Here is a 23,268-nt window from a genome sequence, read left to right as displayed (position 1 = left end):
CCATGGCGATCCCCGCTCGCCGGTTCCTCGTGCGGGTTCAGCAGGGTGTGATGGTGTCGAGTTGTGCGGCGAGGTCGGGGTGGGTGGTGGCGAGGTGGGGGCGGGTGGCGCGGAGGGGGTGGATGAGGTCGGCGGGGTCGTCGTGGGCGAGGGCGGCGTGGAGTTGGCTGACGGGGAGACGGGCAGCGTCCGGTAGGTCGGTGAGGGCGGTGATCTGGCCGGCGATACGGCGCAGGTCTGCTGCGTTGTGGCGGGCCCAGGTGGTGATGGTGCGCTCGGCGGCGCGGCGTTCGCGGGTGGCCTGGACGCGTTGTTCGCCGGTGGTTCCGGCGGGGCCGGGGCGGCCGCGCAGGTACCGGCGTTCGGCGGCCTGGCGGCTGGCGACGCCGAGGGGGTGCGCGAGGTCGGCCCAGCTGGCTCCGGCGTCCCGGGCGGTCTCGATCAGGCCGGTTTCCCATCCGGCGAGCCGCTCGCGCACCTGCCGAAGCAGCAGGAGGGACGCCAGGGCCTGGTCCGTGCCGACTTCGTGAGCCTCGGGAGCGCCCAGGGCCTCGTCCCGGGCGGCGCGCAGGGCCTCGTCTATCGCCTCCAGTGCCGCCGCGGCGGCGAGGAACGACGCCGGACTGTTCGCATCGGTGCTGGGTGAAGCCGACTGGTCGGCCGGGGTCATGGGCACCTCCCTCAGTTGTCATCCTTCGGACGACGTTGTGTTTGTCATCCCTTGGATGACATGTTACAACGGTTTCAGTGAGGCGCATTGGCAGCCACTGCCCGAACCCTCTGGAGGTGTTTTCCGATGTTGATGCGCACCGACCCCTTCCGTGAGCTCGACCGGCTGGCGCAGCAGCTGATGGGGCCCGGCACCTGGTCGCGTCCGTCCCCGATGCCCATGGACGCCTATCGCGAGGGTGACCAGTACGTGGTGGCGTTCGACGTTCCCGGCGTCAGCGCGGACGCGATCGACATCGACGTCGAACGGAACATGCTGACCGTCAAGGCCGAGCGCCGGCCGGTGGCGAAGGCCGACGACGTACAGATGGAACTGTCGGAGCGGCCGCTGGGCGTCTTCTCGCGCCAGCTGGTGCTGGCCGACACGCTGGACACCGAGCACATCCAGGCCGACTACGACGCGGGCGTGCTCACCCTGCGCATCCCGATCGCCGAGCGCGCCAAGCCCCGCAAGATCGCCATCGGCGTCGGGTCCGGCCGCAAGGAGATCTCCGGCTGAGCCGGACGGACAAGGGCTCGACAGCGGCGGAGGACGGGTATCGGTTCGCCCCTCTTGCCCGTCCTCCGCGCCCCTGGGACCGAGGAAGGAGGGCGTCCGACGTGACTGTGCGACGGGAAGCATTCCTCGACCGCGTGAGGGAACGCGGCAAGTACGCCACCGAGCAGGAAGCCGAACGCGCGGCCCGTGTGGTGCTCGCCCTGCTGGGCGCACACCTGGTCGGCGAGGTACGCGCCCAGCTGGCGGCGCGTCTGCCGGAAGGCTTCGCACTGATCCTCCTCAACCCGTTGCAGAGCGCTGAGCCGCTGCCCCCGGAGCGGTTCGTGCGGGCAACGGCGGCCTGGATCGAGGGCGCCACCGAGCAGACCGCGGTCTGGGACGTCAGCGCCGTCCTCTCCACGGTCGCCGACGCCGCCGACGACGACCTGCTGGGCCAGATCCTGCTCCAGCTGCCGGCGGGCTACGACCTGCTCTTCGGCCGCCTCCCGCCCACTTGACCACCCACCCCCGGTGACCCCACACCGGCACCACGACCCTGGTGACAGAAAGGCAACCACCGCAGTGATGTCCGACCGACCCGCGCCGTTCCAGCACCCCTACGACAGGGCGTACGAGCAGATGCTGGAGAAGGTCCGCTACGACGGCGCCTACCCCACCCGCGAGAAGGCCGAGGAAGCCGTCCGGCTGGTCCTCGCGGGACTGGGACGCCAGCTGGCCGGCGACGAACGCGCCGAACTCGCAGCCCGCCTCCCATTCGAAGCGGCACGCATCCTCACCGCCCAGATCCCCGACATCCGGCCGCTGACCGGCTGGGCCTTCGTCAAAGAGCTCGCCGACCGCACCGGCGCCTCCCAGGCCACGGCCCGCTGGGACACCGGTTCCGTCTTCTCCGCTGTCGCGGCCTGCGCCGGCCCCGACCTGATCACCCGCATCCTTCACCAGCTCCCCTCCGGCTACGCGCTGCTGTTCGGCCGCGCCGAACTCACCCCCGCCGCATAGACGGCGACGACGAACAGCCTCGGGGCGGGCACGACCTCCGCGTCGCCGGCCGCCCCGCACACCCTCGCTGCCGGCAGGTGACCTCCTCCGCCCGCTCGGCCGATACTGCGCATCGTCACCACCGTCACGGGCCGGCCCGGCGCGGGGCGCGAACTGGAGTGCCTGCTTCTGGAGTCGGCCATGTCGATGCCGTAGTGCTCGTACAAGCGGTGCTCTTCGTCCTCGGGCAGGTGGCACCCGGCGTCGATGTCTGCGTTGGAGGCGTCCTTGACCTTGTCCTTGGCGTAGCGGCGACAGGGCCTAGGGCCGGGGCCGGGCTCGGGCGATGAGTATGGCGACGTCGTCGTGGTCGTCCGGATCGCGCAGTGCGTCCAGGAGCCGGTCGCAGGTCTCCTCCGAGGTTCGGTCGGGTCTGTGGAGCAGGTGGAGGAGGAGGTCCAGGCGCTCGTCGATGGCGTGGTGGCGGGTCTCGACCAAGCCGTCGGTGTAGAGGACCAGTTGGTCGCCGGGGGCCAGGCCGATGGTGGTGACTTCGAAGGCGACACCCCCGACGCCGAGGGGTGCGCCGGTGGGCAGATCGAGCAGTTCTGGGGGCTCGCCCGCGCGCATCAGCACGGGGGGCAGGTGTCCGGCGACAGCGATGTGGCACAGGGCGTGGTGCGGGTCGTAGATGGCGTAGGCGCAGGTGGCGTACTGCTCCAGGTCAGCGGTGATCTTGTCGAGGTGGTGCAGCACTTCGGTGGGTGGGAGGTCGAGGTCGGCCAGGGTGGAGGTAGCGGTGCGCAGGCGTCCCATGGTGGTGGCGGCGCTTATGCCGCTGCCCATCACATCGCCCACGACCAGCGCGGTCTTGTCTTGCGTGAGGGGGATGACATCGAACCAGTCGCCACCGACTTCGATGGTCGTTCCGGCGGGCCGATATCGGGAGGCGATCTCCAGGCCCGCCTGTCGCGGTGGGATGTCCGGCAGCAGGCTGCGCTGGAGAGTGACCGCGGTGTTGCGTGCGCCTTGGTACAGACGGGCATTGTCGATGCGGACTGCGGCTCGGTCGGCCAGTTCACCGGCCAGGAGGAGGTCGTCGTTGTCGAAGGGCAGCGGGTTGCGGGCGCGGATGAGGCCCAGGGTGCCGAGCACCTCACCACGGGCGATCAGGGGCGTCAGCAGATAGCTGTGGACGCCGGCGCGGGCCAGGACGGCGGCGGCCTCGGCGTCACGGGCGATACGTGCCAGGTCCCGCTCGCCGACGTGGGGTATCAGGATGGGGCGTCCGGTCCGCACGCATCGAGTGGCCAGGCGCTCCGCGCCGTAGCTGGCGAGCTGGCCGGGAGGGTCGGCGGCGCGGACGGCCTCAGTGGGGTACGCGGCTTTCACGGCGAGGGCGCGGAAGAGTGCCCGGCCGGCGCTGGGTCCCGTCGGGTGACGGTCGTTCAGGATGGAATCCAGGATGTCCACCGCCGCGATGTCGGCGACCTCGGGGACAGCGACGTCGGCCAGCTCCCGAGCTGTCTGCTCCACGTCCAAGGTGGTGCCGATACGGGCGGAGCCATCGGCGATCAGGGCGAGACGCTGCCGGGCGCGGTGCCGATCGGTGACATCCACCAACACGATGGCTACCCCGAGTACCCGGCCGCCGGGACCGTCGAGCCGGTAGTAGGAGACGGACCAGGCATGATCGTTGTCGGGGTCGGCGGGAGTGCGTCCCACGCTGTGCTGGTCGATGATGGGCTTTCCGGACGTGAGGACTTGCCGCAGCGCGGCCTCGATCGCATCGACCTCCAGGAAGGGCAGGGCCTCGCGGACTCGTCGCCCGAGGTGGCCTTCGGCAGGAATGCCGTTGATCTGCGCCAGCGCCGGGTTGACCGCCACGTACCGCAGGTCGGTGTCCAAGACGGCCAGCCCGATCGGGGACTGCGAGACCAGCCGCGTGGACAGGGCCACGTCCCGTTCCACCTGACGCAGGGCCGCCTCGTCGGTGGCGATGCCCAGGGCATAGAAGGCACCCCGGTCGTCCAGCAGCCGCATGTTGCGGAACTCCACCAGCCGGCTACTGCCATCCTTGTGCCGGACGGGGAAGGTGCCTGCCCATCCCTGTCCCGTCCTCATGACCTCGCTGAACAGCCTGATCATCAGGTCCAGGTGCTGCTCATGGACCAGCAGCCGCGCCGCGTACTGGCCCAGCGCCTCCTGCGCGGTGTAGCCGAACAGCTCCTCGGCCTGCGGACTCCACAGCACGATCCGACCCTCGGCATCCAGCAGCACAGCTGCGACACCGAGCAGATCCAGCAACTCACGCGGCTGTCTCGGCCCGGAATCCGGTTGGTCACCCTCGGCACCGAAGGGATCGGCTTTCCTCATTCAAGCACTCCCTCCGCCTGTCGGCGCGACACGCCGCCCCGCGCCGGCATCAGGCTGTGGCCTGCGTACCCTGCACATCGCAGTGCTTCCATGGTCCCCCGGATCCGGGCGGCCGCACCGTCGCGCGATACAGCTCGCGCCCCAGATCCCAGGCGGTGGGCACCGACGAAAAGCTCCGACCTCCCGGGTGCGGGGGTGGGCGGCGCGGGCGGCGGCGAACAGGCCGCCCACGATCCGGGTCTCGTTCTCAGAGGCCAGACGCAACGGAACGATCCGGCGGGGCGGAGTCCGCAGCAGCGCAGCCCCCAACCCCCGGTCGGCTGACCACCGCCGCCGCACCGGCTCTCCCCGTACAGCACCAGGGCGAGCGGGATGGCGCAGGGGAGGGTGCGGGCGGGAGAGGAAACCAGCTATTCCGTCGGTCGTGGCCGCCTATTCGTGACGGCTACGGCCGATGCCTGATCGGCCGCATTGCATCAGACCGGCGTCGCACGGAAGCGCGCTCGCCCAAATTTTCGCCCGAGGTCTCCGGTACACCTGCCCACGACGCGCTCGCTGTGGCGTGCAGATCACACAGGTCGGATGGCTCTTCGCCGGCTGTGGGCCGGCGAAGAGCCCGAGTGGCTGTTTCCCCAACCCCTGCCGCCGAGTCGCCCTCCCGTCCAAGCTCACACTCGCTTCGTACGGCCCACGGCCGCGTTCAAGACGCTCTCCGGGGTACGTCACCTGGCGCCGCGCTCAGTAGGACTCGGGGGCAGGCCGTTGCGGCTCATCGCTGCGGGTCGGGTCTGGTCTCGGCTCCGCCGGCCGCGATTGCCGTGCCAGTCCAGTATCAGGACCGTAGCGTCGTCCTTGAGGCTGCCGTGGCAGGCGTCGAGCACCGCGGCTGTCAGGGTCCGGACGGCTTCTCGCGGGTGCAGCGCGCGGCTGTCGTGAACGACCGAGGCCAGGTCGACGGCTGCGGCACCGCGCTCCTGCATTCCGTCGGTGAGCAGGACCAGGCGGTCCCCGGGACGCAAGTGCAGTTCCTGCAGGAAGTAGGTGGTGGGTGCCGCCACACCGAAGGGCAGGTTGACGGCGAGTTTCACCTCCTCGACGGCGTTGTCACGTAGCAGCAGCGGCTGGGGGTGGCCGGCGTTGACCAGTTCGCACACACCCGTTTCGAGGTCGACGCACAGCAACTGCCCGGTGGCCAGGCCGCGGCTGTGACTCAGCAGGGTCTCGTGGGCGTGGCGGGCCTGCTTGAGGGCGTCACAGCCGCTGCGACGTGCCCGCCGCAGCGCGCCGACCAGCAAGGTGGCCAGCAGAGCGGAGTTGGTGTCGTGGCCCATGGCATCGGTGATCGACAGGTGCAGGGTGTCGCGGTCGAGGGCGTAATCGTAGGTGTCGCCGCCGATGTCGTCGGCCGGGACCAGCCCCGCGGCGAGGGTGAACTGGGCCGCCTCGCAGCAGGGGGCCGAGGGAAGCAGCTGGTGCTGGATCTCCGCGGCCAGGCTGGTCCTGGTGGTGCGCCGGCCCAGGTGGTACAGATCGGTGAAGCGGCGGTCCGTGACGATGACGTAGGCCAGTGCGTGGGCCGCCTCGCGGACCTGTCGGAGCACGGTGTCGTCGGCGGACTGCAGGGTCACCTCCAGGACGCCGATGCAGTCGCCGCGGTTGGTGACCGGCGTGATGACGCGCCGCCCGCCCTGTCCGTCCGGTTCCACATGCTGGCGCTGGCTCTGCAGAACGCTGTCGTAGACGCTGCCCTGCAAGGCGATCGGCTCGCCAGGGTCGGCGGCGTCATCGCCGGCCGCGGCGAGGCGTACCAGCCGCTGGCCGATGAGGTCGACGAACAGGAAGGACGCGTGCTCGGCACCGAAGCGCTTTTGCAGGTCGTGTGCCACGACGTCGACGGACTCACCGGGCGGGGCCGCTTCCGCAGCGGCCAGCAATTCGCCCAGTTCCAGATCTCCACCCTTCACAGCAACCTCCTGTCGGTTGCCCCACCTTCTTCCCCGAGTCTGCGCAGCATCACCTGATCTGCCCATTTATCCTGGTCAGATCGGTACGAGCAGGTCCCGGGTCCGTCAGGTGGCGCCCGTGGGCGGTCGTGCGGCTAGGGCCTGTCTGACAATTCCCGTCTGCCTCGCGACGCCATGCACGCACTCTCGCCGCACCGGGCGCAGACCCAAGTACGTCCAGTACGAGGGCTTCGCCCGGGACGACTTCCACATCGACTACGACCGCCAGCAGATCACCTGCCCCCAGGGCCAGGTCAGGCAGGGCTGGCACGGCCCCTACCCGACCTCCTCACCCACCGCTGCCCCGCTGATCGTGGCCAGGTTCACCAAGAGTCAGTGCCAGCCCTGCCCGGCCCGCACCCAGTGCACCACCTCCCGCGAAGGCACCCGCACCGTGGGCTTTCCCCCACGAGAACTCCGCGACCTGCAACTCCGCGTCCGCACCGAGCAGCAGACGCCCGAGGGGAAGACGCGCCACGCGGTCCGCTCCGGAGTGGAGGGCACGGTCAACGAGTTCGCCGGTAGGTGGGCAGGTCGACACCCCCGCAGTTCGGGCCGGGCTCATGCGGGCGGCGAGACGCAGCTCCACGACAGCCTCGGCGCCGTCGACCTCACCCTGGACGAGGAGGCAACCGCCGCTCTCGACAAGACCAGCGCCCCACACCGGGTGGCTATCCCTACGGCGCGTTCGGCACCAGCCAGCGCGACCGCCGATTTCCAGGGTGGAAACCAGGCCCTCGGAGACCTCATTGGCAGCGGATCGAACCAGCCCACCGGTCGCGTGTCCGCGCCCGCCGGTCAACGGCCGTCCGTCCGCTGACCGGTGGGCGCGGAGCGTGCGGAGCACCGTTCAGCTGAGTCGGTCGGTGGGCTGTGCCGCTTGGGACTGGGTGGCTGCGAGGCTGGCGAGGAGCTTGAGGCGGTCTTCGGAGGTGCTGCCCGGCTCGGCGGTGTAGAGCGTCAGGTCGTGGACCGCCCGGTCGGACATGGGCAGGTTCAGGGACTGGTAGGTCAACTCCAGGTCGCCGACCTCGGGGTGCCGCAGCCGTTTGACGCCGTCGTGACGGATACGGACGTCGTGGGCGGCCCACAGGGTACGGAAGTCAGGGCTGAGGGTGGACAGCTCGCCGATGAGGTCGCGCAGGGCCCGATCGTGCGGCTCGCGCCCGGCTTCCGCGCGCAGCAGGGCCGCGGTGGCGGCGGCGGCGGCGTCGAAGTCAACGAAGAATTCCTGCGCGCCGGGGTCGAGGAAGATGTAGCGGGCGATGTTGGGGCGGCGGTGTCCGTCGGTGGTGGAGCTGTCGAAAACCGGGGAGTGCAGGGCCTGGCCGAGCGGGTTGGTGGCGACGATGTCCTGGCGGCCGTTGCGGACGAAGGCCGAGGACAGCGTCACGGAGTCGAGCAGCCACTGGACCGCAGGCGGGACGGCGACGTCCTGGCGCCGCGACGGCGTGCGGCGGGCGGGGCGGGCGGCGCGGGCCAGGTCGAACAGGTAGGTACGCTCGTCGTCGTCCAGTTGCAGGGCGCGGGCGACCGCGTCGACGACGTCGTCGGACACCCCGGCTATGTGCCCCTTCTCCAGCCGGGTGTACCACTCGGTGCTCACCCCGGCCAGGACGGCGACCTCCTCACGCCGCAGCCCCGGTACCCGGCGTCGGCCGCTGGTCGGCAGCCCGACCTGCTCCGGGGTTATCTTCGCGCGGCGGCTGGCGAGGAAGTCACGGATCTCGGTGCGGTGGTCGGTGCGGTCGTCGGGGCGCGGGTCCATGCCTTCCACGGTAGCCACCGCGCCGCACACAGGGAGGTAGAGCTTGTACCCCCCATAAACCCGACCTTCCTCAAAGGGTGGGGCGGCCCGTTTCCTGGGACACGTACCCCGATCACACCCCCCACGGAGATGAACCTTGACTACGCGAGGAGCAGTCATTCAGGCCCCCGCCCAGCGGGGTGCCGAAAGCCCCGAGCAGCCGCAGCCGGCCGCCCGGCTGCCGCTCGTCGTCTACGTGCTCGCGCTCGGCACGTTCCTGATGGGCACCACTGAGTTCGTGGTGGCCGGCCTGCTGCCCGAGATCGCAAGCGACCTGCAGGTCAGCGTCGCCCAGACCGGCCTGATGATCACCGTCTTCGCCATCGGGATGATCGCCGGCGCCCCGCTGATGGCGATGCTCACGCTGCGGCTGCCCAAGCGGCTGACGCTGATGCTGGCCCTGGGCGTCTTCGCCGCCGGTCACGTGATTGTCGCCCTCAGCTCGAACTTCACCCTGGTCCTTGCCGCCCGGTTTCTGACCGCCATTGCCACCGGCGCCTTCTGGGCGGTGGCCAATGTGGCCGCCGCACGCGCCGCGGGCCCGACCGCCAGTTCCCGCGCCCTGGGCCTGGTCGGCGCCGGAGCCATGCTCGCCAACGTCGTCGGCGTGCCGCTCGGCGCGTTCGCCGGGCAGGCCATGGGCTGGCGCGGACCGTTCTGGGCCCTGGCCGCCCCCTCCGCGGTGGCCATCGTGCTCATCGCCCGCACCGTCCCCCACGACGATGGCGATGCGCAGGAGGCGTCGATCCGCTCCGAGGTGACCGCGCTGCGCTCCGGCCGTCTGTGGCTGGTCCTTGCAGCCTGCGCCACCACGACCGGCGGCGTTCTGGCCGCGTACTCCTACATCTCGCCGCTCCTTACCGACCGGTCCGGGATCTCCTCCGGGATCGTGCCGCTGGTCCTGGTCGGCTTCGGCCTGGGCGCCCTGGCCGGCTCGCTGGTCGCAGGCCGCCTGGGCGACCGCCGCCCGCACACCGTGACCCTCGTGGCCGCCACAGGAGCAACCCTCCTGCTCCTGGCGATCTCTCTGCTGGCCGGCTACGCCGTGCTCACCGTCATCCTGGTCGCCCTGCTGGGCTTCTTCGGGCTCGGCGCCAACCCGGTGCTGATGGCCCTGGCCGTCCGCTTCGCACGCCAGGCACCGGTCCTGGCCTCCGCCCTGACCGTCTCGGCATTCAACCTCGGCACCGCCATCGGCTCCTGGATCGCCGGACTCACCCTCGGCACCTCGCTCGGGACGACTGGCCCCGCCGTGGTCGGCACCGTCATCGCCGCCCTCACCCTGATTCCCACCACCGCCCTCGCCCTCGCCCGGCGGCGCCGCTCCGCCGCGTCCGGTCCGACGGACCTCCAGGGTGCGCGACCCGCCCACGCCGAACAGGCTTGAACCCGGTTCAGGTGCGTACCCGCCCCCCACACCCACTGACCAGCACCACCCGACCCACCACCGCACTGGAGAACCCCTCATGCGCGCAACCCTCATGTACAGCGCCGGCGACGTCCGCGTCGAGAACGTCCCCGACTCCGTCATCAAGCACCCCACCGACGCTCTGGTCCGCATCACCGCGTCCTGCGTCTGCGGCAGCGACCTGCACCCCTACGGCTCGATGAAGCCGGAGCACGGCCCTGCACGGATGGGCCACGAGTTCATCGGCATCGTCGAGGACATGGGCTCCGAGGTCACCACGGTCAAGCGCGGTGACCTGGTCGTCGCCCCGTTCGCCATCTCCGACAACACCTGCGAGTTCTGCCGCGAGCACCTGCACACCTCTTGCGCCCATGCGCAGGCCAACTTCTGGGACGGTCTGCCGGACGAGGGCGGCCAGGCCGAGGCGGTCCGTGTCCCGCTCGCCGACGGCACCCTCGTCAAGCTCCCCGTCACCGCGGACTCCGCCCTCATCCCGTCCCTGCTGACCCTCTCGGATGTCTTCGGGACCGGCTACCACGCCGCCGTGGCGGGCGGCGTGAACGAGCGCACTCGCGTCACCGTGATCGGCGACGGTGCGGTCGGCCTGCTCGCGGTCCTGTCCGCCAAGCGTCTCAGGGCGGAACAGATCATCCTGATGGGCCGCCACCAGGCGCGTACTGACCTCGGCCGTGAGTTCGGTGCCACAGATGTCGTCTCCGCCCGTGGCGAGGAAGGCATCGAGGCGGTCCGCAAGCTGACCGGCGGCAACGGCACGCACGTGGTCCTCGAAGCGGTCGGTCACATGCCCGCCTATGAGCAGGCCCTCGGCGTGGTCCGCCCCGGCGGTGTGATCAGCCGCGTCGGTGTCCCCCAGTACGAGGAAGCTCCGGTCGGCTTCGGCAGCCTGTTCCGTCACAACATCCGCCTCGCCGGTGGGCCCGCACCGGTCCGCGCCTACATCGAGGAACTGATGCCCGCCATCCTCGACGGCACCATCGAGCCCGGGAAGGTCTTCGACGCCACCACCGACCTCGACGGCGTCCCGGCCGGCTACCAGGACATGGCCGACCGCACGAGCCTGAAGGTCCTCGTCAAGCCCTGACCCGGGACACATCAGGAAGAACGCCGACCCATGTCGGAGCACCGGTCCGTCCGATGGGATATCCGCAGCAAGGTCCGTTCTGTTCGCGGCTTGTCGAAGTTATGGACAGGGCACTCCCCGTTGTCCGTAGCTTCGACCGCACGGGCCGTGTAACGTCCAGGTCAGCAGTCGTGGTTCCGAAGTACCGCCCGTGGACGTGAGTTCACGGGCAGCTTGCTGTTCAGCGTCTCTGAGGACCAGGACGACCACCTCCGGCTCCGCAAAGTGCGGGAGCCGACTTCGAGTCCCCTTGGAGGACACATGGCCAGCGGAACCGTCAAGTGGTTCAACGCGGAAAAGGGCTTCGGCTTCATCGAGCAGGACGGCGGAGGCCCGGACGTCTTCGCCCACTACTCGAACATCAACGCCTCCGGCTTCCGTGAGCTCCAGGAAGGCCAGAAGGTGAACTTCGACATCACCCAGGGCCAGAAGGGCCCGCAGGCGGAGAACATCACTCCCGCCTGAGCTGTCCAACTCCGCGACGCCCGCCTCGGTAAACCGAGGCGGGCGTCGCGCGTCAGTGCGGGGCATGAGGATGTCCTCATCTCGATGGTGAGGGGCGTCGAGGCGCAGGTGTCCAGCGTGGCTCATCTCGCCCGAGATCGCCCATGCCGTCGCGGGCGTGGGCTCCTTCTCCGTCTACCCGAGTTCACCGCGACGGAGGGCGTTCCTTATCTCGCTGAGCTTCGCGGTCGTTGCCGGGGTCCGCTCCTGTGCTTGTTCAGCGAGTCGGAAAGCATCGTCGATCTCGCTGAGCTTCCTGGAGGACAGGACGGCCGCCCGCTCTATCAGGTCGTCCCGGGACACGGTGGTCAGCCACGTGCACGGGGTGAAGCCTGGACGCGGGAACGCGAGCCGCAGCACGCCTTCGAGTGGCAGCCCTTCACCGGCGCCGACCGTCACTTCGATGCCCAGACCGCTGATGTCGAGGCCCGCCGGAGGGACGACCTGCATCACCTGGAACCCGGACGCGTCGTCTCCTGACAGCAGTACGACCAACCTCCGCTCGTCGAACTGGACCCACCAGACTTCGCCACGTTGCACAAGCCCTCCCATACACAGGACGGCAGGCAGACGCTGCGCGACCTGACGCGGTGTGGAGACGGGTGCGGCCACCGTTGATCATCGGCGTGTGAGGCAAACGATCATGTGGTGGCCGCAGGTCACAGCGTAGACCCTGCCTACTGGCAGGAGGCGTTCGAGGGCCTGATGAGCCGGACAGCGGGACGCTTCACACGGGTCGAATCCCGACGCCGGGCCCGGAAGGTGGTACTCGGCCTGTTGTCGGACCTGCCGCGCGAGAACTGCTGGACCACCACGAATTCACTTCGGTGGCTGTGTATCTCCTGTGTAATGCCAGCCTTTCACTTTGCACTTTCTTTCACTTCTCTCAGGTTGCATACAGGCCACACCCATTGGGTCCGTGCCTGCGAACGAAAGTGCCACACTTGGTGCGACTTTCAGTCACCGAGGGAGTGGGGGTGGGCTGAGGCGAAGGAGCCGTTTCGGGCACCCCTTCCCACGCCTTAGCCTCGCGCGTTAGCATTAGCGAATTATCGATTGGGCGCTAACTGCATAGTGACGGAATGTCTGGGAGAAGGAATTTGCGGACATGACGGAATGGGCGGCGAGCTTCGCCATCTCGCCTGGTGCGCCGCGGGGGCCGGTCGAAAGGGGGCGATTACGACCCCGCCTGAAAATCTCTATTTGCCCTGTTCGATCATTCTCGCGCCTGGCTGGATCTAGTGCTTCTTTGCTGCATGGGCCATTGACCTGCGGTGATGGGTGCGGTTCTGATGAGGCGGCCGTAAGGGTGGGGTAAGAACTCCGTGAACAGTTGGGGTGGGGATGGGCCTTCTTTGGCATGCGCGCTTCACGGGCGGCGCGCGTAGACGTGCTGTCTCACTGGCCGTGTCGGCCGCATTGATGGCGGCTGCGCCGACTCTGGCCGCGCCGGCAGCGGACGCGTACGCCGATGATGCTGCGGCGACCGGACAGGTGACGCCAGAGGCGCGGGCGGACGCGGAGAAGGCGGCACAGACGGGGGAACAGGTCGAGATCGTGGGCGAACGCACGCCGTACACCACGACGTTCGCCAATCCGGACGGTGTGACGTTCACGCTGAAGGACTCCGCCGTGCCGGTGCGGGCTCGCCAGGCGGACGGGTCCTGGACGCAACCGGACGCGACGCTGGAGGCGCGGTCGGACGGCACGGTCGGGCCGAAAGCGTCGGTTGCCAAGATCACCTTTTCGGGCGGTGGAAGCGGCTCTGATCTGGTGAAGCTGTCCCTCGACGGGCGGTCGCTGACGGTGGGTTGGCCCGGCACGTTGCCGAAGCCGACGCTGGACGGTGACTCGGCGGTGTACGCCGATGTCCTGCCGGGCGTGGATCTGCGGATGACCGCCACCACCGAGGGCTACCGAGAGGTGCTCGTGGTCACCTCGGCATCGGCCGCCTCGAATCCGGACCTGAAGAAGCTCTCGTTCCCGGTACGGGCTGACGGGCTGTCCCTGAGGGACGGGGGAGGTGGTGGCCTGTCCGCGGTCGACGACGACGGCAACACCGTCTTCCGGGCTCCCGCCGCCCAGCAGTGGGACTCCGCGGGCGGTGCCAGCGACACTGTGCCCGCCTCTGCCGCGGCTTCCTCTCACTCGGCGTCGCAGGCTTCGTTCACGACAGCGGCGCGGGCCGGCGCTACGGACGAGACCACGGTCGACGACGGTGAGGCGACGCCGGACCCGACCGAGGGGCCCAGTGACGGAGACTCCTCCGCCCGTCTTCCGGTCACCGCGGAACAGGACACGATCACGGTGACCCCGGATGCGTCGATGCTGACCGATGACTCCGCTGTCTTCCCGCAGTACATCGACCCGGACGTTGGCATGACGGCCTCCGAGCGGACCTTGCTGTCGTCGGACGGGGACACGTTCTACAACTTCTCCGGCGGTGACAGCGGCAAGGGCGTCGGCTACTGCGGCACCTACGTCACCGGCGGCTACGCGTACTACTGCGGCTCTGGCTACAAGAACCGCATGTACTTCGAGTTCTCGCCGGCGAAACTGGCGGGAAAGCATGTCCTGGACGCCACGTTCGCCGTCACGGAGAAGTGGTCGATGTCCTGCACCCCGTCGTGGGTGGACCTCGTGCGTACCGGCAACATCTCCTCGTCGACGAACTGGCCAGGCCCGACGGCGAACTGGGACCTCATGGTCGACCGATACGTGTCCGCGGGACGCGGATCGGCGTGTGATCCCAGCCAGCCCGCCGCCCCCATCGAGTTCAACGACAACCCCGCCGAGACGAACGAGAACCTCACCTCCACCATGACGAAGTTCGCCAACGGCGACTTCTCCCGCCTCACGCTGATGCTGAAGGCGCACGACGAGACCGATCCGAACAGCTGGAAGCGGTTCGACGACGACGCCGAAATCGACGTCAAGTATGTGGGTATCCCCGCGAAGCCCACGAAGATCGGCCTGGTCGCCGGGACGGGTGTCGCGTGCGAGACCAAGCAGTCGGACCCGCTGGTGGTTTCCGACCCGACGCCGGCGTTGACTGCGACACCGCAGACCGCGGCGGGCGGTGAGTCCGGTGCGTCGCTCAAAGCGGTCTACAGCGTGGACAAGTACACGGCGAGCAGCGACACATGGTCGACCGTCTTCGAGACCGCCCGGCCCACCAGCGGATATGTGGGCGACAACGTCTCACCGGGCAGCGTCCCGACGTCGACGCTGACCGAGGGGACGCTGTACCGGTACCGGGCGTGGACGCGGTCGTACTACAACAGCGGTGACGACTACCTGGCCGGCCCGTCGAACGCAGCCAGTAACGCCTGGTGCTACTTCAAGGTCGACCCGACCCGGCCCAAGGCCCCGGGAATCGCGCTGTCGAGCCCGTACTCGGTGTGCGCCACCACCTCCTGCACGGCGGCGGGTGGACCGGGTACGGACGTGACGTTCACGTTCAGCCCCGCGTCCGGAGACGCAGCCACCAACACGTACTACGAGTACAAGCTGACTTCTTCGGCCGCCTGGTCGTCGCCGATCTCCGCCTCGAAGCCGACGGCGGTGTTCACGCCGCCGACGTCGGGCACGTTCAGCGTCTTCGTCCGGGCCGAGGACTCGCTGGGCTGGGGTGCCACGAATTCCGTGGACTTTCTGGTAGCGGAGGGCACAGGTCCGGTCGGTCAGTGGCACTTCGACGAGTCGAGCGGTGCCGCGCTCGACACGTCGACGACGGTTGCGGCGGAGCAGGACAACGCGACCCTCTCCTCCTCCGGCGCCTCGCGGGACGGGCGTGGCCGTCGCGGTGTGCTGACCCATGACGCCACGGGCGCGGAACTGGCTACCCCTGAGACGGACACGGGGCTGACCGTGGACGGCTCGGCGGGTTATGCGGCGACCTCGGGGGCGGTGGTGGAGTCGCGGTCGTCGTACACGATCGAGGCGTGGGCCCGGATGGCTGCTACCCCGACCCACAACCAAGTGGTCCTCTCTCAGACGGGCAGCGGCAGCACGCAACCTGGCTTCGCGATCTACTACTCCACCGCCTACGGCAAGTGGATCTTCAACTGGCACTGGACCGACTCGGCCGGCACCGCGCACGTCGTCCGCTCGCTCGCGGACACCGCCTCACCTCCCGTAAAGGTGTGGACGCACTTGGCCGGTGTCTACGACGCGAAGGCGGGCACGATCCAGCTGTACGTCAACGGCAAGGCCCAGGGAAGCCCGCAGGCCCTGCCGAGCGGAGAGCCGGAAGCCGACACCGGCCCGCTGGAGTTCGGCCGCGGCAACGGCAGCACCGCGGGAACGTTCGCCGACTACTTCAACGGGCAGATCGACGAGGCCACCGTCTGGCAGCGGGCCCTGTCGCCGGCAGAGCTGTCCACCGAGGCACAGCTGAAGACCAATGACAGCTACGGAGCTGCAGAGCTGGTGGCGGCCTGGGACCCCTCTGCGGCGACCGGCACCACCGTCGCCGACACCACCTCCGGATACGGTCCGTCCCTGACGCTGTCGGGCGGCGCGTCGCTGGACGGAACGGGAATCGTCCTTGACGGGACCGACGATGCGGCGACAGCAGCAGGACCGTTGGTAGACGAGACCGGGTCGTTCACCGCGACCACCGCGGTGCAATTGGACAGCGCCGCGCTCGCGGCGAAGCCGGTCGGTTTCATGGGGCAGGTCCTCGGCCAGCGCAGCGCCGACGGCTCCGCCTGGGGCCTGTGGTACGAGCTGACCGGCACCGACACCGACCCCGAGACCGGCACCACGATCCCCGTCGGCCTCTGGCACTTCGGCCGGCTCAACACCGCCGGCAGCTTCACCGGAGTGGTCTCCGACGACGTCGCCAACCTCGGGAGCGCGGTGCGCCTGACCGGCGTGTTCGACGCACAGTCCGGCACGGTCAGCCTCTACGTCGGCGACGCGCAGAACGGCGATGACACCGCCTACACGGCAACCCCGGGCACCGGCGACTTCGCCGTCGGCAAGGCCTACGTGAACTCCGCCTGGGGCCACTACCTGCCCGCGACGGTCAGCGACATCCGAATCTGGGCCGGTGCCATGGCCAGCCAGGAACAGATCGTCGAAACAGTCGGCGACTGACTTCCCCTCTGCCGGTGGTGAGGCGGCATCTGCCGCCTCACCACCGGCATCCCGCACTTCCTTTCCTGATGACTTCTCACGTGTAAGGGGTTGTTGCCGTGCGCGCCGCCAGTGATGCGAGACGCCGTAGACACCGAGTGCTCACGGTCGGCGTGACACTCGCGCTGGCCCTGACCGGCCTGACTCCCGTGGCCGCCGAAGCCTCGACGACCACCAAGCAGCTGGTACCTGCCGTACCCGAGCAGCGCTCCGACACCGTCAAGACGGTCAAGGGACTGGGCGCGAAGAAGGCCCGGGCGCGGGTGGCCGCGACGAAGGCCGCCAACAAGAAGCAGGCCGCACACGCTCTCGCCGAGCAGAAGGCGACCTGGCCCAAGGCCGCCACCGACATTGCTTTCCTGCCCGTCTCCGGCACCGTCAAGCTGACAGCCGGCGGACTGCCCGTGTCCGTGCACCGCGGCGCGGGAGCGAAATCCGCCTCGGGGAACGTCAGCGTCCGGGTCCTCAGCCGCAAAACCGCGACAGCCGCCGGCATCAAGGGCGTACTGCTGACCGCAAGCGCCAGCGACCACGGGGACGCCAAGGTCACCGTCGACTACAGTGCCTTCGCCTCGGCCTACGGCGGGGACTGGGCGGGCCGCCTGCACCTCGTACAGTTGCCGGCCTGTGCCCTGACCACTCCGGAAAAGGCCGCCTGCCGTGTCCAGACGCCCCTGGGCTCACACAACAGCATCAGCGGCCAGAGCGTGTCCGCCACGGTGCCACTCGGGCAGGCTTCCGCCCAGCGGAGTGACGCACGGGCATCCCGTTCGACCGCCCGCCCGTCCCTCCTGTCTCAGACCTCAGCTTCCTCGGCCACCGTGCTCGCGCTGACGGCGGCCTCGGGTGAGTCGGCGTCCGGTTCGGGCAACTACTCGGCCTCGCCACTGTCGGCGTCGTCCAGCTGGCAGGCCGGCGGCTCCTCCGGTGCGTTCACCTGGAACTACCCGCTGTCCACGCCACCCGCGGCGGCGGGCCCTGCGCCTTCGCTCTCGTTGGACTACGACTCCGGCGGTACCGACGGCAAGACGGCGTCCACCAACAACCAGTCCACCCAGGTCGGTGAAGGCTTCGAGCTGACCGGGTCGTCATACATCGAGCGGTCGTACGCGTCCTGCGACGACGACGGCCAGTCGGACAAGTACGACCTGTGCTGGAAGTACGACAACGCCTCACTGGTCCTCAACGGCAAGTCCACCGAACTGGTCAAGAACGACACCGACGGGAAGTGGCACCTCAAGGACGACGACGCCTCCACCGTCACCCACTCCACCGGCGCCGACAACGACGACGACGGCGACGGCAGCATCGACGGCAAGGGCGAGTACTGGACCGTCACCACCGGCGACGGCACCAAGTACGTCTTCGGCCTCAACAAACTGCCCGGCGCCGACACCGAGCGCACCAACTCGGTATGGACCGCCCCCGTCTTCGGCAACGACTCCGGCGAGCCCGGCTACGACAAGGGATCCGGCTTCGCTGACCGCTCCCTCACCCAGGCCTGGCGCTGGAACCTCGACTACGTCGTCGACCTGCACGGCAACGCCATGTCGTACTGGTACACGGCCGAGACCAACTACTACCCCAAGAACGGGGCCTCGACCGCCAACACCCAGTACACACGAGGCGGCTACCTCACCAAGATCCTCTACGGCCAGCGCGACACCACACTGTTCTCCGGCACGGCCTCGGACGAGGTGACGTTCTCCTACGACGAACGGTGCACCGCCTCGGACTGCTCTTCATTGACCGACTCGACCTCCGACGACTGGCCGGACGTCCCGTACGACCTGATCTGCGCGAGCGGCGACGACGACTGCCAGTCATCCAGCCCCTCGTTCTTCACCCGCAAGCGGCTGACCGGCATCAACACGCTCGCCTATTCGGCGGCGACCTCCGCCTACACAGCGGTCGACTCCTGGACACTGACCCAGCAGTTCCAGGACGGCCAGGACATCGACAACACCTCCGACCAGACCCTGGCGCTCACCTCGATCCAGCACACCGGCAAGAACGGCACCGACATCAAGCTGGACCCGGTGACCTTCACCTACCAGCTGCGGCCGAACCGGGTGGACTCCACCTCCGACAACATCCTGAAACTGAGCATGCCGCGGATCGCCACCATCACGTCCGAGACGGGCGCGATCACCACGGTGACCCTCTCCAACCCGGAGTGCATACGGGGCTCGAAGATGCCGTCGTCCGAGGACAACGACACCCTGAGCTGCTACCCCCAGTACTGGCACATCAACGGTGCCACCGAGGCCTCGCTCGACTGGTTCAACAAGTACCGGGTCACCGCCGTGCTGAGCACCGACCCGACCGGCCTGGGCCAGGGCGTCGAGAACTCCTACAGCTACACCGACCCGGCCTGGCACTACAACTTCGACCCACTCGTCCCCGCCGACGAGCGGACCTGGTCCCAGTGGCGGGGTTACGGCAAGGTCACCACGACCACCGGCGCCGCCGGCACCACCCAGTCCAAGACCGTCAGCGTCTATATGCAGGGCATGGACGGTGACAGGCAGTCCGATGGCACCACCGCCCCCGCCACCCGGACCGGCCTGGACGTGTCCGGCCTGGACGTCTCCGATATCACCGACAGCGACCAGGACGCCGGGTTCCAGCGCGAACAGGTCACCTACAACGGCGACACCCCGGTCACCGTGACGGTCAACACCCCCTGGACCTCCCAGACCGCCAGCCAGCAGAAGTCGTACGCGAGCGTCAAGGCGTACTACGTCCGCACCGGCCAGACCTCCACCTCCACCTACCTCACCACCTCCGCCACTTGGCGCACCCGCACCACCAGCACCACCTACGACGACTACGGCATGGCCACCCAGGTCAACGACACCGGCCAGACCGGCGTCAGCGGCGACAACACCTGCACCCGCACCTGGTACGCCCGCAAAACCGCCATCGGCCTGACCGACCTCGTCTCCCGCACCCGGGTGGTCGGGCAGGACTGCTCCGTCGCCGAAACCAGCCTGAACCTGCCGGCCTCCTCGACATCCCGAGGCGACGTCCTCTCCGATACGGCGACGGTGTTCGACAACACCTCCGCCACCACCTGGTCCGCCACTCAGACCCCGACGCTGGGCGAGGCGACCTGGACCGGACGAGCCGCCGCCTACCCGGCCACCGCCACCAGCGGCGAACGCACCCCGACCACGTGGCAGACCGTCGCGACCACCACCTACGACGACAGCGCTGGCACCGCAGGTCTGGGCCGCCCCATGACCGTCACCGACGCCGGCGGCAATACCACCTCAACGACCTACACGCCCACCGACTCGGGCCCCCTGACCAAGACCAAGGTCACCAACGCCAAGGCCCAGACCACTTACACCTACACCGACTACGCCTCTGGCCTGCCCACCAAGGTCTACGACGTCAACAACAAGATCACAGAAACCACCTACGACGCACTGGGCCGCAAGACCGCGACCTGGCTGCCCAACCGCTCCCACTCCGCGGGCCAGACCGCGAACTACACCTACGCCTACAGCGTCACCAACGACGACCCGTCCTGGGAGTCGACCGCGACCCTGAAGGCCGACGGGACCACCTACAACACCACGTACTCCATCTACGACTCCCTCCTGCGGCCCCTGCAAATCCAGTCCCCGACCTCCAACGGTGGCCGTCTGCTCACCGATACCCGTTACGACAGCCGAGGCCTGGCCTACGAGACCTACACGGACGTCTTCGACTCCGCCCATCTGCCCAGCGGTGCGTACGCGCGCGCCGAGTACGGCGGCGCCCCCAAGCAGACGGAAACCGTCTACGACGGAGCCGGCCGGGCCACGAGCAGCAGCCTGTACGTGTACGGCGTCAAGAAGTGGTCTACGAGCACCAGCTACACCGGTGACTCGACCGCGACGACCGCACTGGACGGAGGCTCGGCGACCCGCACGATCACCGACATCTTCGGCAACACCGTCCAGAAGCGCACCTACTCCGGCACCGACCCCGCCGACGCCGACTACGGCGCCGGAACCGGAGCCGCCTACACGACCACCAAATACTCGTACACCCTGGACGGCCTGCCCCTGACGGTCACCGGACCGGACGGCGCCCAGTGGTCCTACGTGTACGACCTGTTCGGCAGGCAGACCTCGGCGACCGACCCGGACCTGGGCACCACGACCACCAGTTACACGTCCCTGGACCAGATGGCCACCAGCACGGACAACGGTGGCACCGAACTGCTGTACGCCTATGACGTACTGGGCCGCAAGACCGATCAGTGGCAGAAATCGCAGACGGACGCGAACAAGCTGGCCCACTGGGACTACGACACCACCGCCAAGGGACAGTTGTACGACTCGATCAGCTACGTCGGCGGCAGTGGCAGCACCGGCAGCGCCTACACCCGCAAGATCACCGCTTACGACAACCTCTACCACGCCACCGGGACCCAGCTGATCCTGCCGTCCAGCGACTCACTGGTCACCTCCGGAGCGGTCAGTTCGGCGACCCTGGCCACCACCTCGTACTACAACATCGACGGCACCCAGCAGTACTACACCGAACCGGCAGCCGGCGGCCTCAGCAGCGAGACCGTCGACTACGAGTACAACAGCCTCGGAATGATCACCAACGTCGGAGGGGCCACCGGCTACCTGTTGGCCGCCGACTACAACGCCCTCGGTCAGGCCAACCAGTACACCCTGGGCACCTCCACGGCCGCCACCGCCAAGAAGGCGTACATCACCAACACCTATGAGGAGGGCACCGACCGTCTCACCCGCAGCCTCACCACCGACGCCACCCGCAGTGTCCAGGACCTGAACTTCACCTACGACAAGACCGGCGACGTCACCTCCATCTTCGACACCGCCAACCTCTCCGGCACCGGCGCGACCGACTACCAGTGCTTCAGCTACGACGGTTACCAGCGCCTCACCGACGCCTGGACCCCGTCCACCGCCACCTGCGCCACCAGCAGCCGCACCACCGCCAACCTCGGCGGAGCCTCGCCTTACTGGACCACGTACAGCTACACCGGCGGCGGCCTGCGCACCACGGAGACCACGCACACGGGCACCGGAGACTCCAGCCGCACGTACTGCTACGACAGCACGAAGCCCCATCGGCTCACCGCGACGACCACCGCGACCTCCTGCACCGGTGTGAGCGCCACCTACGGCTACAGCAGCACCGGCGCGACAACCACTCGCCCCAACGGCACCGACACCCAGTCTCTGACCTGGAACGCCACCGGGAACCTCGACACGGTCACCGAGAAGTCCAGCAGCGGTACCACGAAGAGCACGACCAGCCACGTCTATGACGCGGACGGCAGCCTCCTCATCCGCCGCAACACCAGCGGCGAGACCGTTCTCTACCTCGGAGCCACCGAGGTCCACCTGGACACGTCGACCTCGACGGCCAAGTACTGGGCACAGCGCTACTACAGCGTCGGTACCACCACGATCGCCCTGCGCACCAACAAGAGCGGCACCCAGACCCTCTGCTACCTCTCCGGCGACCCGCACGGCACCTCCACGGTCAGCCTCGACGCCACCACCCAGGCCGTCACCAAGCGCTACGAGACCCCGTTCGGCGCCGCACGCTCCGGTGGTACGGGCGCCTGGGCCGACGACAAGACCTTCCTCGGCAAGACCACAGACCCCACCAGCGGACTCACCTACGTCGGAGCCCGCGAATACGACTCCGTCACCGGCCGCTTCCTCAGCGTCGACCCCCTTCTCGACACCAACGACGCCCAGTCCCTGAACGGCTACAGCTACGCGGACAGCAACCCTGTCACCCTCAGCGACCCGGCAGGCACAGAAATTGGGTCGAGGCCGAACTCCTGCCAGTACGACATCAAGTACTGCACACCCGAAGAACTCGGCAAGCCCGCCAAGTCTTCCGGGAGCAAGAAGGGCGGCGGGACTGCGACTACCACTAGCACGGGACACACGGGCGGTAGTACATCCAACGGGGGCAATGGTGACGCGTCCGGCTGCGCACCTCTCGTAAGTTGCGGCTTCGCCGCTGGACCTCTCGTCGGGCCCCAGCCGGAATACCTTCCTTACATTCCGCCAGGTATTGCAGCCCCTGGCTACGCGGAAAAACGCGAGTGCGCGGCGATGCAGATCCTCGTATCCTGCAATCCGGGGGATGCGATCCTGGGCGGCGGCAATGACGACCTGCGGGAGATCGGAATGAAGTGGGCTCTGGGCGATCTCGACGGAGCCACTACCTACGGCGAAGACAGCGAAGTAGCCAAGCAAGTCATGGTCAGCGACGTCACCGCTGCTCAACGGAAAGAGATCATGCGGAAATGGACGCAAGGCCAGACGGAAGGCACCCTGGAGCCGTACTCGATCGGCGCGAAGAGCGCCGGGGGGAAGATCAAGCAGTTCCTCACCGACCAATGGTCCATCTTGACTGGCGACAACAACGCATCCACTGCCGTACTCGGGTCGTACACAGCGAAGTACAAGATTCTCCGAGCCAACAGAAACGGGGTGCAGGCTCGAATCACTATCACCAATAACATGACGATGTCATCCTTCGCCCACATCGCGACAGGCTACGGAACGGCAGCCGATCGCGCAGTCCAGAGGTATGACAACGACGGAATAGTCGCACTCGGGCACGCAATGACCTCGCATTACATGACGATTACCTTCCGGACGGTAATCATGAACTAGAATCAGC

14 protein-coding genes are annotated in these 23,268 nt (G+C 68.4%); 9 read left to right on the top strand and 5 right to left on the bottom strand.

What is annotated here, in order from left to right; all coding sequences use genetic code 11:
- Nucleotides 1-37: 37 nt before the first annotated feature.
- Nucleotides 38-670 (bottom strand): type III effector protein, encoded by a 633-nt coding sequence (locus tag AB0N16_RS00740; protein ID WP_365791600.1) that lies wholly within the window; start codon nucleotides 668-670, stop codon nucleotides 38-40.
- 126 nt (nucleotides 671-796) lie between these two features.
- Here AB0N16_RS00740 and AB0N16_RS00735 point away from each other — a divergent pair, with 126 nt between their 5' ends.
- The 3 genes from AB0N16_RS00735 to AB0N16_RS00725 all read left to right on the top strand — a co-directional run bounded on the left by AB0N16_RS00735 (nucleotide 797) and on the right by AB0N16_RS00725 (nucleotide 2,227).
- Nucleotides 797-1,228 carry an Hsp20/alpha crystallin family protein gene (locus AB0N16_RS00735; RefSeq protein ID WP_365791599.1) on the top strand — a complete coding sequence of 144 codons (432 nt, stop codon included), beginning with the start codon at nucleotides 797-799 and terminating at the stop codon, nucleotides 1,226-1,228.
- A 101-nt stretch (nucleotides 1,229-1,329) separates the two neighbouring features.
- Nucleotides 1,330-1,725, top strand: a complete 396-nt coding sequence (locus AB0N16_RS00730; protein WP_365791597.1) for a DUF2267 domain-containing protein — start codon at nucleotides 1,330-1,332, stop codon at nucleotides 1,723-1,725.
- A 67-nt stretch (nucleotides 1,726-1,792) separates the two neighbouring features.
- Complete coding sequence (locus AB0N16_RS00725; protein ID WP_365791595.1) at nucleotides 1,793-2,227, top strand: DUF2267 domain-containing protein; 435 nt, start codon at nucleotides 1,793-1,795, stop codon at nucleotides 2,225-2,227.
- A gap of 300 nt (nucleotides 2,228-2,527) precedes the next feature.
- Here AB0N16_RS00725 and AB0N16_RS00720 read toward each other — a convergent pair whose 3' ends face one another.
- Together AB0N16_RS00720 and AB0N16_RS00715 are read right to left on the bottom strand one after the other, a co-directional pair.
- Nucleotides 2,528-4,582 (bottom strand): SpoIIE family protein phosphatase, encoded by a 2,055-nt coding sequence (locus AB0N16_RS00720; RefSeq protein WP_365791593.1) that lies wholly within the window; start codon nucleotides 4,580-4,582, stop codon nucleotides 2,528-2,530.
- 722 nt (nucleotides 4,583-5,304) lie between these two features.
- Nucleotides 5,305-6,546, bottom strand: coding sequence for a PP2C family protein-serine/threonine phosphatase (locus AB0N16_RS00715; protein ID WP_365791591.1), 1,242 nt, complete (start codon nucleotides 6,544-6,546; stop codon nucleotides 5,305-5,307).
- Nucleotides 6,547-6,664: 118 nt separating this feature from the next.
- Here AB0N16_RS00715 and AB0N16_RS00710 point away from each other — a divergent pair, with 118 nt between their 5' ends.
- Nucleotides 6,665-7,405, top strand: a complete 741-nt coding sequence (locus AB0N16_RS00710) for a transposase (RefSeq protein ID WP_365791589.1) — start codon at nucleotides 6,665-6,667, stop codon at nucleotides 7,403-7,405.
- A 30-nt stretch (nucleotides 7,406-7,435) separates the two neighbouring features.
- On the opposite strand, the gene AB0N16_RS00705 is transcribed toward AB0N16_RS00710, so the two are convergent.
- The gene (locus AB0N16_RS00705; RefSeq protein ID WP_365791587.1) at nucleotides 7,436-8,353 is read right to left on the bottom strand and encodes a helix-turn-helix transcriptional regulator; all 918 of its coding nucleotides are present in this window, start codon (nucleotides 8,351-8,353) and stop codon (nucleotides 7,436-7,438) included.
- A gap of 136 nt (nucleotides 8,354-8,489) precedes the next feature.
- On the opposite strand from AB0N16_RS00705, the gene AB0N16_RS00700 reads away from it, so the two are divergent.
- The 3 genes from AB0N16_RS00700 to AB0N16_RS00690 all read left to right on the top strand — a co-directional run bounded on the left by AB0N16_RS00700 (nucleotide 8,490) and on the right by AB0N16_RS00690 (nucleotide 11,406).
- Entirely contained in the window at nucleotides 8,490-9,779 is a 1,290-nt protein-coding gene (locus AB0N16_RS00700; protein WP_365791585.1) for an MFS transporter, read from the top strand.
- Between the two features lie 79 nt (nucleotides 9,780-9,858).
- Nucleotides 9,859-10,902, top strand: coding sequence for an alcohol dehydrogenase catalytic domain-containing protein (locus AB0N16_RS00695; RefSeq protein ID WP_365791583.1), 1,044 nt, complete (start codon nucleotides 9,859-9,861; stop codon nucleotides 10,900-10,902).
- 300 nt (nucleotides 10,903-11,202) lie between these two features.
- Nucleotides 11,203-11,406, top strand: coding sequence for a cold-shock protein (locus AB0N16_RS00690; RefSeq protein ID WP_098750155.1), 204 nt, complete (start codon nucleotides 11,203-11,205; stop codon nucleotides 11,404-11,406).
- Between the two features lie 174 nt (nucleotides 11,407-11,580).
- Here the strand turns inward: AB0N16_RS00690 and AB0N16_RS00685 are convergent, their stop codons facing one another.
- Complete coding sequence (locus tag AB0N16_RS00685; protein ID WP_365791581.1) at nucleotides 11,581-11,985, bottom strand: type II toxin-antitoxin system PemK/MazF family toxin; 405 nt, start codon at nucleotides 11,983-11,985, stop codon at nucleotides 11,581-11,583.
- Between the two features lie 882 nt (nucleotides 11,986-12,867).
- Between AB0N16_RS00685 and AB0N16_RS00680 the strand changes: the two genes are divergently transcribed.
- A complete protein-coding gene (locus tag AB0N16_RS00680) occupies nucleotides 12,868-16,548 on the top strand; it encodes a LamG domain-containing protein (protein ID WP_365791579.1) in 3,681 nt (1,226 codons plus the stop codon).
- A gap of 152 nt (nucleotides 16,549-16,700) precedes the next feature.
- The gene (locus AB0N16_RS00675; RefSeq protein ID WP_365791577.1) at nucleotides 16,701-23,261 is read left to right on the top strand and encodes an RHS repeat-associated core domain-containing protein; all 6,561 of its coding nucleotides are present in this window, start codon (nucleotides 16,701-16,703) and stop codon (nucleotides 23,259-23,261) included.
- Nucleotides 23,262-23,268 lie beyond the last annotated feature (7 nt).

The sequence above is a fragment of the Streptomyces sp. NPDC051105 genome (assembly GCF_040682795.1).
Taxonomy (GTDB): domain Bacteria; phylum Actinomycetota; class Actinomycetes; order Streptomycetales; family Streptomycetaceae; genus Streptomyces.
The sequence above is the reverse complement of the archived record's forward strand: the minus strand, read 5'-3'. Positions and strand labels throughout refer to the sequence as shown.

Bases quoted from the DNA above. Each gene is read 5' to 3' on its own strand.
- AB0N16_RS00740 (WP_365791600.1), bottom strand. From the start codon at position 670: ATGACCCCGGCCGACCAGTCGGCTTCACCCAGCACCGATGCGAACAGT.
- AB0N16_RS00735 (WP_365791599.1), top strand. From the start codon at position 797: ATGTTGATGCGCACCGACCCCTTCCGTGAGCTCGACCGGCTGGCGCAG.
- AB0N16_RS00725 (WP_365791595.1), top strand. From the start codon at position 1,793: ATGTCCGACCGACCCGCGCCGTTCCAGCACCCCTACGACAGGGCGTAC.
- AB0N16_RS00720 (WP_365791593.1), bottom strand. From the start codon at position 4,582: ATGAGGAAAGCCGATCCCTTCGGTGCCGAGGGTGACCAACCGGATTCC.
- AB0N16_RS00705 (WP_365791587.1), bottom strand. From the start codon at position 8,353: ATGGACCCGCGCCCCGACGACCGCACCGACCACCGCACCGAGATCCGT.
- AB0N16_RS00695 (WP_365791583.1), top strand. From the start codon at position 9,859: ATGCGCGCAACCCTCATGTACAGCGCCGGCGACGTCCGCGTCGAGAAC.
- AB0N16_RS00690 (WP_098750155.1), top strand. From the start codon at position 11,203: ATGGCCAGCGGAACCGTCAAGTGGTTCAACGCGGAAAAGGGCTTCGGC.
- AB0N16_RS00680 (WP_365791579.1), top strand. From the start codon at position 12,868: ATGGCGGCTGCGCCGACTCTGGCCGCGCCGGCAGCGGACGCGTACGCC.